Origin of the sequence: Daejeonella sp. (assembly GCF_030695525.1) — a bacterium.
In the GTDB taxonomy this organism is placed as follows: Bacteria; Bacteroidota; Bacteroidia; order Sphingobacteriales; family Sphingobacteriaceae; genus Daejeonella.
Window position 1 is genome coordinate 1 of record NZ_JAUYSS010000044.1, and the last position, 10,745, is coordinate 10,745.

Annotated in this window: 6 protein-coding genes; all 6 read right to left on the reverse strand. The window is 43.3% G+C overall.

What is annotated here, in order from left to right; genetic code table 11:
* Nucleotides 1–230: 230 nt before the first annotated feature.
* The 6 genes from Q8S11_RS09500 to Q8S11_RS09525 all read right to left on the reverse strand — a co-directional run bounded on the left by Q8S11_RS09500 (nt 231) and on the right by Q8S11_RS09525 (nt 10,717).
* Nucleotides 231–3,830: an IPT/TIG domain-containing protein gene (locus Q8S11_RS09500; protein ID WP_305661855.1), complete on the reverse strand. Its 3,600-nt coding sequence runs from the start codon at nt 3,828–3,830 to the stop codon at nt 231–233.
* A gap of 5 nt (nt 3,831–3,835) precedes the next feature.
* Nucleotides 3,836–4,384 carry a hypothetical protein gene (locus Q8S11_RS09505; protein WP_305661856.1) on the reverse strand — a complete coding sequence of 183 codons (549 nt, stop codon included), beginning with the start codon at nt 4,382–4,384 and terminating at the stop codon, nt 3,836–3,838.
* A 4-nt stretch (nt 4,385–4,388) separates the two neighbouring features.
* A complete protein-coding gene (locus tag Q8S11_RS09510; protein ID WP_305661857.1) occupies nt 4,389–5,060 on the reverse strand; it encodes a hypothetical protein in 672 nt (223 codons plus the stop codon).
* A gap of 117 nt (nt 5,061–5,177) precedes the next feature.
* Nucleotides 5,178–7,997 carry a hypothetical protein gene (locus Q8S11_RS09515; protein WP_305661858.1) on the reverse strand — a complete coding sequence of 940 codons (2,820 nt, stop codon included), beginning with the start codon at nt 7,995–7,997 and terminating at the stop codon, nt 5,178–5,180.
* Nucleotides 7,998–8,451: 454 nt separating this feature from the next.
* Entirely contained in the window at nt 8,452–9,384 is a 933-nt protein-coding gene (locus Q8S11_RS09520; RefSeq protein ID WP_305661859.1) for a type IX secretion system membrane protein PorP/SprF, read from the reverse strand.
* 1 nt (nt 9,385) lies between these two features.
* Complete coding sequence (locus tag Q8S11_RS09525) at nt 9,386–10,717, reverse strand: gliding motility-associated C-terminal domain-containing protein (RefSeq protein WP_305661860.1); 1,332 nt, start codon at nt 10,715–10,717, stop codon at nt 9,386–9,388.
* Nucleotides 10,718–10,745 lie beyond the last annotated feature (28 nt).

The window sequence follows — 10,745 nt, forward strand, 5'->3', positions numbered from 1 at the left end:
AATCCCGACTTGCGAAATCACCTAACCGAGCGGAAAGTAGATTTCGTCAGTCGCAGACCAATTAGGTGACTGACGAATTTAATTGCATGGCGCCCAGGTAAATTCGTAAGTCTAAACGGTCCGACTTGCGAAATCACCTAGCCGAGCGGAAAGTAGATTTCGTCAGTCGCTATCCCAGAATGTGACTGACGAATTTAAATGCATGGCGACTAGGTAAATTCGTAAGTCTTTTATCGCCTCAATATTTTACGAACCGTACGATGCTCTCCGGACGTGATCTGCAGCAGGTAAGGCCCGGGGGCAAGATCTTGCAGATAAAGCTTCAGTATTCCTCCCTCCGGCTGATGATCTTTTGAATAGATGAGCTTCCCTCCCATATTCATAATCCCGACTTTAATGGTACCCCAATATTCAGAGCCCAGAACCAGATTAAGTTCTGTATCGAATGGATTAGGAAAGATTTGAACCGCATCCATAAAGAAGGTTCTTTCAATCATCCCCTGGCATAGTTTATCAGTATACACCTTCACCTTATTTAAACCACTTTTTAAACTCAACTGCAGTTCATTGAGGGATGTTTTTGTCAGTTCGCCATTCAGTTCCACAAAATAAGTATCTGAACCTTCCAGTTTAAGATTCAGCTTATTCTCTTCCTTATTCACAAAGGAATACATTGCAAGATCCTTTGGTTCGGAAACAACGACTTCAAAACATTGCTTAAAGGTACTCTCGGTGCTAATTGTAAAGCATACCTGATACACACCCGGCGACAGGTTCTTCAGTTCCAGTGTATTCGAAAAATCATAACGGTTATTTTGCCCGTTTCCGGTGATGGTGGCAGTATAATTCAAGGTCTGCAATGTTTTGACAGAAATGATCCCGTTCATGGTCCCGCGGCAGCTCAATCCGGTGGCAGAAACACTGAAGTTATTCGTTGGAAGTGTATATATAAAGGTAAAGCCTTCTTTAATTGCCTGTCCACCGGGACTAGTCAGACTGATATTGCCACTCGCTGAACCTGCTGCGACCACCGCCGAGATACTGGTTGGCGAAAGAATGCTGAATGATGCCGCTGCCTTCCCACCAAAACTAACACCTTTCACATCCCCAAGATTAGTCCCGCTGATCAAGACACTTACCCCGGCAATGGCTTCACGCGGAAGGAAAGTTGAAATAGTCGGTGGAAAAATAAAACGGAAACCATCGAATGATCCCGATCCTCCGAGCGTGGAAACCACAATCTTACCATCACTGGCTCCTTCTCCCACATAAGCTGTAATGTGAGTCGCGGAAAGCACTTTAAAGGAAGTCACCGCTTTATTCCCAATACTGACTGTATGGGTAGTTAAAAAATTTGCACCATAAATATTGATTTCTGAGCCTTTACCACCCAGAAGCGGATCAACGGAGGATATCACAGGTAGTGGAATGAAGGTAAAACCTTTCAATTCAGCTATACCAGCTGGACTACTTACTCTCAGCATACCGGAAGAACCTGTTCCTACAATTGCCTCAATGGCTGTTGCTGACAATATTTTGAAAGTTGCTGACTGGATATCTCCAAATTGCACAGAGGTTAAGCCATCCAGGTTTGTACCAGTTATATGAACCGTAGTACCGAGTCCGGCACTTTGTGGAGTAAAATAGGAAATGGTTGGTGGCAATAAAAACTTAAAGCCATCAACACTGATTGTCCCATCGGAAGTACGAATTGTAATCTGTCCACTTGCTCCCTGGCCGACAATAGCTGAAATTTGACCGGGAGAATCAACGATAAACGATTTCGCTGGGGAACCCCCAAAACTAACATCAATTACGTTCCTGAATTTAGACCCTGTGATTACAATTTTTTGTTCGGTAGTTGCAATCTTCGGGTTGAATGAACTGATACGAAGAGTTTCAATAAAAGTAAAGCCATCTTTGGATGCGGTTCCTCCAGGAGTCTTCAGAGAGACTGCACCACTCGCACCATCGCCCACTATTGCTGTAATTTGGGTAGCTGAGTTGATCACAAATGAAGTAGCAAGGCTTCCTCCGAAACTAACTTCAGTTGCATTCATGAAATTTACTCCTTTAATAGTAACTGGGGCTCCCCCTGCTGCTCTGTCAGGACTAAAAGAAGCAATTTGTGGTGGCGGAATATGAATAAAACCGGCAAAGCTAGCAGTCCCGAATATGGAAGCCACATCTACAGAACCACTGGAACCAATGCCCAGTACCGCAATTATTCTGGTTTCTGACTCCACCCGAAAAGAAGCCGCAGCCAACCCGCCAAACTTGACAGATTGAATCTCCCTGAAATTTGCACCGTTAATTGTAATTGTATCTCCGGTAATACCTTTTAATGGCTGTACGGATTGTATACTCAAGTTTCCGGTAAAGGTAAATCCCGAAATACTATCTGTACCAACTGCAGTACTGAGTATGATACTTCCGGTCTGCCCACCAGCCACTACTCCCTTAGCATGTTGATTATCTATTACTGAAAAAGAGGCTGCGGGTACCCCTCCGAAACTCAGGGCAGTAATTCCCGAAAAATTAAAGCCTTCTAAAGAGATGGTATCTCCGGTAAATCCAAATTTAGGATTAAAAGAAATAATATCCGGGGGCTCCAGATAGGTGAAATTATTATAAGCTACGATACCTCCGGGGGTGGTAACCAAAACTTCACCGGTAAAACCTGTTGCGACCAGAACCTCAATGAGTTTATCTGACTTCACTGTAAATGATTCTGCCGACGTTCCGCCTAAACTAACGAATGAGGTTCCGCTTAAATTCTCCCCAATAATATTTATGGTACCATTCTTCCCTGCACTCTCTGGGCTTATTGAATCAATAACCGGAAATGGGAAGCTGCACGAGGCATGAAGTTCCGGAATCAAGGCTGATAAACATGCTCCACCCGGTGAAACTTTACTCAGGTCTACCTGAAAAATGGATGCATCTTTATTTTCATTTGTAAATACCCTCCTTGATGTACCTGCAGCAATGGCAAAATTCATTACATCAGAATTATCAATTACATGTCCCAAATTATGAGCATGTCCCAATTCATGCAAGGCCACCGACTGAAAATCTGTTTCTGAAGGTCCGGGGTCTGAATTGGAATAATGCCAGGCTCTTTCCTTATCAAATACAATATCTGTCTCAGTGATCTGCCAGTTACTCCCTCCACATAAACTTGAATAAATATACGCCACCCCAAGTACGCCGGCAGGCAATTCAGAGTCAACGTCAAACCTGACTACATTGGTACCATCCAATCCAGCACTATTTACATTGGTCACTGTACCAATGCTCCAATTTATATTACTCTGACAAGTCCATGCTTGCAATGATTTTCGGAAGGCCGTTTTTGCAGCAGCATTCCCATTAAAACCATTTTCAAACTGAAAAGTATAACCGCCATTTGTATTTGTATTGATATGCCGTCTGGGGTTAGGCCCCACCGTTAAAATATTATAGGTAACTTTTAAACTGAGAACAGAGCTAATGGTGGTGGCACCATTTACAACTCTGAACTGGCCTGTTCCAGCACTTGAGGGCACCCTAATTACAATCTGGTTATCTGACCAGGAAATATATTCAGTTAACAAAGGTTTGATGAAGGAAGCACCTCCATCATCTGCATCGGGAAATTCAACAAAGTTTGTGGAACTGGCCGAGCCTCCAAAACCGGAACCCGTTATAGTAAGCTGACTTCCGGTACCTGCTGAGATACTCTGTGGTGAAAACCCGGTAACGGTCTGTCCGTAAGCATGAATACAAAATGAAACCAGGAACAAAAGTGCCGGCAGAATCAATTTGATTATATAAGGAGAGCGTTTCAAGGACTTTATTTAATCTTAAAATCTGCTTTATTCATAATCTTATACTTGCTATGCATGATTTTCTGAACCGGAACATAAATATCTTCTGTTACCTTATTATACTCTCTAAATACATCCCTTGCCGAACCTGTCTTGAGGTCATAGCGGATGAAACCCTGTATTTCGGAATATACTTTTAACTGGGTCTTCCCCTGAGCTGAACTCAGCCTAACAGTATTCGGTATACATGTAAATATCCCAATGGAGCCTTCCTGTAGTTTAAGTCCATAGGAAACATCCTCACGATCATTACCTACTGTGCCCCCGATGGTAACCACTTCTACTGTGGAACTTTTAATCTCACCCTTAAATACTTTATAGACTGAGATGAGGTTAGTTGTATAAATGTGTCGGCGTTGTTCATCCCATGAAGCTGATTTAGAAATCACTTTTCCCTCAAAAACCACATCCGAATTGATGACACGCTGCTCAAGGCTGAGTGGCACGAGCTGTGCATTTAAAGCAGTTGAAGCTTGAAACAAGAGTAAAAAAAGCAAGGTTCGTTGCAGGCACATAAAATCAGTTTAATTTAAAGCTATAAACATCAGAATGGGATTTGTTTCCCTTACTATCGATAGCCACTATCTTCCAGAAGTAAGATTTGTTCCGATCCAGAACCAGGTCTGCAAGGCTGGTTTCCTTAACACCTGCCTTATATAAGACAGGCACTGTTGCGTTACCCAAGTACACATCATAATTTAAGATATCTCCATCAGCATCAGTACAGGACCATTTCAAGCTGACCTTTTCGGTTGTTGCAGGAATAATTTCCTCATATTTAGGAGACAGAAGTTCTGCAGGGAAAGGTGAAAAAGAGGTTTGGGCGGGTGCCGGATTATAGAATTTCCAGATATCGCTGCTGAGTTCCTTATTAATTTTAGTGTTTTTGGATAAAATAAACCAGGAATAAGCCAGATTTCGGTCAAGTTCGATGTCTATTTGGGTTTTATCGGTAGTATGGGTACTGATTTGCCCGCTTTCGAGGTTCTTAATACTTAAAACATAGGAATCTGTATTTTTGGAGGCATCCCATTTAAATAGAATTTTGCTCTTGCCTGCAGAAATAATGATTCCATCGGCACAGATCTCATTGTTTTTCGGAAAAAGCAACAAGGATTTGCCCGGAAGCGGTGCGGGATCTTTGCGACAGGCAAGACACAAAATACATATAAAAAAAAAGCCCTGCCTCATTGCTGATTGTTTGAATTTATTTTTTACACAACTCAGGTTTAATTACTAAACATGATCTATTATTAAATACTTTCTTTGATTCTTTTATTTACCGATTGAAGATTCACGAAAGCTGAATTATTGGATAACAGTAATATTTAGATCTACATTGGGTGTAATAGGACCTACTGAAAAATTTCTATATCTTACAGTAACAACCCCCACAGCACTAACCCTTGCAGACATAATTCCTAAATCTGCTTGAGGAAGCGCTTCAGGTGACACAACCACCGTTCCAGTCGTGGAAGCCCCTACAGCTGGGTAGTCCACTTCTTGCTCGGTACCTGCAGCTATTACAGGAGCAGCGGCTGAAGGTGAAACACTAATAAATTTCAGTAGTCCAGAATTGGCTATTACAAATGCAGTAGTAGCTATTTGAGTAGTATTTGTTCCTAACCCTGCAGTTGGAGCAGTTGGAGTTCCCGTGAATGCTGGTGAAGCAGTCACTGCAAGTGTTCCATTTATTGGAAGTGTCAATGTTGTAGGGGCAGTTGTAGTAAATGTAATAGGATTTGCTCCTACAGTTGTAAAGGTATTTCCGTTTGCCAAAGAAAGAGTACCGCCAGTACCCGTAAATGAGGTTCCGTTTATTGTTTTACTGGTCAGGTTTTCTGTGCCGGCAATGGTGGCTATTGTTCCTGTTGTTGGCAGTGTAATATTTGTTGCACCTGTTGCTGTCAGGGTTATATCTGCTCCAGTTAAAGTAAGTGTATTTGTATTACCTACCCCTGTACCACCATTTGCTGGAGGTAACACATTACTAACATCAGTAGTTAAAACAACCGAACCCCAAACTGGGGTTGTAAGCCCCCCCTTTAATATTTGACTTGCTGAACCGATTGGTAATCTGGTACCCGTTCCTGCTACACCACCAAAAATTAAGTCCCCCTGGCTTGTCATAGGTGAAAGTGCATTAAATGCAGTTATTTTAGTACCTGCCCCTGTACCACCATTTGTTATGGCTACCACACCTGTAACATTGGTTGCATTACCAGCTAAATTGGCTGTTATAACATTTGCTGAGAAGTCACTATTTGCATCCCTCATAACTATCCTACTTGCTGTAGGAGCATCCGTGGCCCCATTTGCACGATCTACTGCTGTAGCAATAGATCCTGCATCTCTTAAAGTACCACCACTCCCTGTATTGTTTGCTGTGGAGGCAGGACCATTAAATAAAGTTGCTGTTATTGTTCCAGTGGATGTGATCGCTCCTGCATTTACAGTGCCTGTAAAAGTCGGGCTAGAAACTGTTGGACCATTACTCATAACAATATTACCCGCGGTACCGGTTTGATTAGTAGTGGTTAAAGGTGTACCTGCATTGATGATCAACTGAGAACCTGATAAAGTTTGAAAATTTGCGGTACCTGTCAAATTCGGTGCGGTCAGAGTCTTATTGACTAAAGTTTCATTTCCATCAATGGAAACAAGTGTTCGTGTTCCTCCCGGCAGTGTGATTGTTCCATTGGTATTAGCATCTGATTTAAGAGTTGTAATTCCCGTCCCCGAACCTCTTAAAATCAATGTTCCATCGTTAAAACGTTTAAAATTATTAATTGTCTGATCTACACCCAATACCATATCACCTATTCCAGCAGTTTCAAATGTTGGAAGGGCAGTAGGTCCATTTGAGGTCAGAACTTTTCCCGCAGTACCGACGAGTGAAATACTTCCGATAGGCTGCCCCGTACCGCGGCCAATCAGTATCTCATTCGATATGAAAGCATTGGCACCTGTACCACCATAGGTAGTTGGGATTACCCCTGCATTCCATATACCGGTGGTTACAGTTCCAAGGGTACTAATGGAAGGCTGCCCTATATAATCAGTAGAAATATCAATAATGGGTTCAACGGTTGGATCAACAATACTGATCCTGTTCGCAACCCCTGAAAGGCTTCTTACTGTACCTGCGCCTGCCGAAGACCAGGAAGGTCTGTTTGTTCCATCTACTCTCAAAATAGTTCCCTGAATCCCTATAGGCAGTCGGGCAAGGGTATTTGAAGCATCCGCAAATAAAATATCACCTGGCGAGTAGAGCGTTTGCCCGGTTCCCCCATTTACAGCTGCCACATTTCCGGTTACTGTAGTTGCGGTACTGGCATTACCAATTACAGCCCCTCTAAAGGTAGTAGCATTCAATTCTCCCGTTAATGGAACAAAACTCAATTTGGTGCTGGCTACACTTGGTGCCAGGGGACCGGAAATCCCCGAAACCAGAGTGGGGTAAACTGTTGCCGGGTTGTTTGGATTATCCGTGATCCGTATATTTACAGTATTCTGTGCATCCACCGATGAACTGGCGTTTCCGATTACATCCCCTGTCAGGAGACCATTAAAACCTCTTGCTGTTAAAATTCCTGTTGCCGGCACATAGCTCAAATTACCACTACTGGTACGTAAAGGCTGATTTCCGGGTGTCGAATTCACAAAAACCGGATAAGTAGTACCCGGATTGGATACATCATTAGTCACCGCAGAATTATTGGAATTAGTTGCAGTAGTGGCTAAAGTAGCGGTACTGGCATTGCCGGTCAGGGGTCCGCTAAAGCTTAAGGCCGTCACCGGACCGTTCACGGTCACAGAATTAAAAACTGCATCCCCATTCATCGAACCGGTAATGTATTCCCATTGGTTATTTTTGCGGATATAAAGTCCGGCAGGATCCGTGGTTTTATAGATCATCATCCCATTAGGTGGGTTTAAAGCATCAATGGCGATGGTATTCGCCATACGCGGCAATAAAAAACCCTGGTTCGCGCTCTCAAGCTCCAGCAAAGATGAGGGCTGGATATTGGCTCCATTGGTTCCGATCTTGATCTGAGCTGTTGCTTGGTCGAGGAAGAATATTCCTGCAAGCATTAAAGCAATTGATAGTAATTTTAATGGACGCATGTTTTTTAGTTTTACGTGTTACGTTGTTACGTTGTACGTTATGTTATCGTTAATTGTCAAAGTTCAGGCAGCAAGCTAAAATCAGCTTGCCAATTTGTATTTTTTATCTGTTGTCAGTTGTCTATAAATCCTTGTTCATTTTGAAATTCATTTCAAAATTTTATCTGTCATCCCTTCCTACCGGCAGGCAAGGCCGACGCAGGAGGGACCTCTCTAATTGTCTGTTGTCGTGTCATTGCGAGTGTAGCGAAGCAATCCCCCCAAATTAAATTATTCCTAATCTTAATAGGATTGCTTCGTCGTGCCTCCGCGCAATGACAAACAAAACACAATATATTCGTTTTATAACCACAACCCAATCCCTATCGGGTTTCATCTGAAGCAGGATTCAGTCCTGATTCTTGGCTCTTGGTTCCTGGTTCCTCACTATCAACTCTCAATTCTCCACTCTCCACTAAAAAAGGTAGCTCGGCATCAACGTATCCTTATCAAAAGGAATATGATACCGTAATATAATCTCATGTGTTCCCTTGGCGAAGTTGTTCAGTCTTCCCAGATTATAATCGTAGGCATAACCCAGTCTTAAGGTTGGCACCAGCCTGAAATCTAACAGGCCTACCAGCGCACTGTGACTCCGGTAGGATACACCCGCCGACATCAGGTCCCTGAAAAACACATTCGCATTGATATCGTAGTTTAAAGGTATACCCTTAACCCCCCGCAGCAGGAAAGATGGTTTTAAAATAAAATTATCATTCAAATCGATCAGATATCCCGCATTCAGGTACATATGCGTATTTTGTTTTACCTCGTATTCTGAAAGCGCCACATCCACCTTCCTCAAATGGGTTCTGACGAGGTTTGGGACTGAGAATCCCGCATAAAACTTATCTGTATTAAAGAATACACCAGTACCAAAATTAGCCGTCAGCGCATTCAGGTTTGTCGAAAATACCGGGTCTCCGGGATTGGTGATGTTCAGTTTACTGAAATCAGTTTTATAATTCAGGGCGCCTAACTGTATTCCGAAGGCCAGGTTGGAATTATCGCCTTCAATCCGGTAGGACATAGAGCCCTGGGCACCAAAATTCTGGGTAATGGAGATCCGATCGTCAACGATTTTGAGTCCGATACCCAGGTTCGTATCGCCTATAGGCATATCTCCGGTAAGCATAGCGGTTTGTGGTGCGTCCTTGATTCCGTTAAACTGTTTCCTGTAAATGCTGGTGAATTGCATAGACTGCTTGAATCCCGCATAGGCAGGATTAATCTCCAGCGTATTGAACATATACTGGGAGTATAGTGGCAATTGCTGTGCCCTGAGCAGCCCGGGGAGCCATACTGTTAGGGAGAGTATCCATAAAATCCGCACTGCTTGTTTCATCATATTAGCGGTTTATAATAAGGTAACCGGGAATTCCTTTAGCGCCATTCACACTAATCAGATAATAGTAGATGCCATCGGGAAGGGTATTTCCAATGAAGCCACCCATATTGCCCGTACCGTTGAAGGTGTTCTGATAATCCAGATCCTGAAAAACCAGTACCTGATTACGGCTGTACACCTCAAAGCGCACCACATCCGTTGGCAGGCGTTTCACTACTTCATATACATCATTGAATCCATCCCCATTAGGTGAAATTGCATCCGGAACGTTTACCGGGGTATTTTCATCAATATCCTCTTTAATTACGGTCTTGGAGAAGTATTCTATGGGTTTGATTGCTGTAATATCCAGTCGGGTATTCATATAGGCGTCGAATATAGCAGCACGGTCGGTTATGATGCCAGGAGTACTCGTTGGCATTGGGGGCAACACATCCCATAATCCGGTCAGGCGCGTATCGTAGCGGCTAACATAGGCTTCGCTGCGGTTGCTGAAATAGCGGATGCCTTCATCGGCTGCATTATGCTGTAGGGTAAGTTCTACCGAACCTGAAGGATCGGCATTGGCAGTATTCATAATCCAGGTCTTGTTCACATATTCCGGGAAATTCAGCTTATTGTACACATTATCAGCCACCCTGAATTTGATGGTTTGGGGAAGGCCTGTATATTTTATCCTCAGCGGGGTATAGCTTCCAATGGCTGTACCGATCGGAAAATCGAGTGCCGGACTGCTCGCCGTGGTATTTCTAACCAGACTGCCCCCGGTCATCATGGGACCTGTAACAATAAAATTTGTATGACTATGTCCGGTGATGGTTCCTGTTCCGGGGCGGCCTACATTGACATCAAATCCATTCAATATCAGGTGACCGTTCCGGAAATCCAGGTTATTATTGACGTGCAACGCACCGATATCAGATAAAACGTTCAGGCTGTTGTCCAGTCTCAGGTTCGGGAAGCCGTTGAAGGGCAAAGAATTGATGTTATTGATGCGCTGGGCATTTTGAAGCAGATCTGAAAAGGTAAAAATGCCACCTGTACCGTCAATGCCACGGGCGCTCTCATCAGGCAAACGGCTGCCATTGTTATTTTGCCAGATGCTTGCATAAAAATTAATAAAGGATGTATTATAGGATGTGAGGGTTCCTGAATGGGAGATATCCGCAAAAATATTCAGGTTAGCATTGGGGTGAGCAACAAGCGAAGCACCGGGATATATATAGACCTGATTAACCGCCTGAGCATGAATTAGCAACGGAAAAAACAAAAACAGACAGAGCAAGACCTTCAGGGCCGGCAGTGGAATGCCAATGTGTTTTTGATGTTTCACGTAAAGCTTTTGGGGTTTGTATACGGAA

What these genes read in the sequence shown, in the direction of transcription:
- Q8S11_RS09505 (WP_305661856.1), bottom strand. Translation starts at nt 4,384, where the DNA reads ATGTGCCTGCAACGAACCTTGCTTTTTTTACTCTTGTTTCAAGCTTCA.
- Q8S11_RS09510 (WP_305661857.1), bottom strand. Translation starts at nt 5,060, where the DNA reads ATGAGGCAGGGCTTTTTTTTTATATGTATTTTGTGTCTTGCCTGTCGC.
- Q8S11_RS09515 (WP_305661858.1), bottom strand. Translation starts at nt 7,997, where the DNA reads ATGCGTCCATTAAAATTACTATCAATTGCTTTAATGCTTGCAGGAATA.
- Q8S11_RS09520 (WP_305661859.1), bottom strand. Translation starts at nt 9,384, where the DNA reads ATGATGAAACAAGCAGTGCGGATTTTATGGATACTCTCCCTAACAGTA.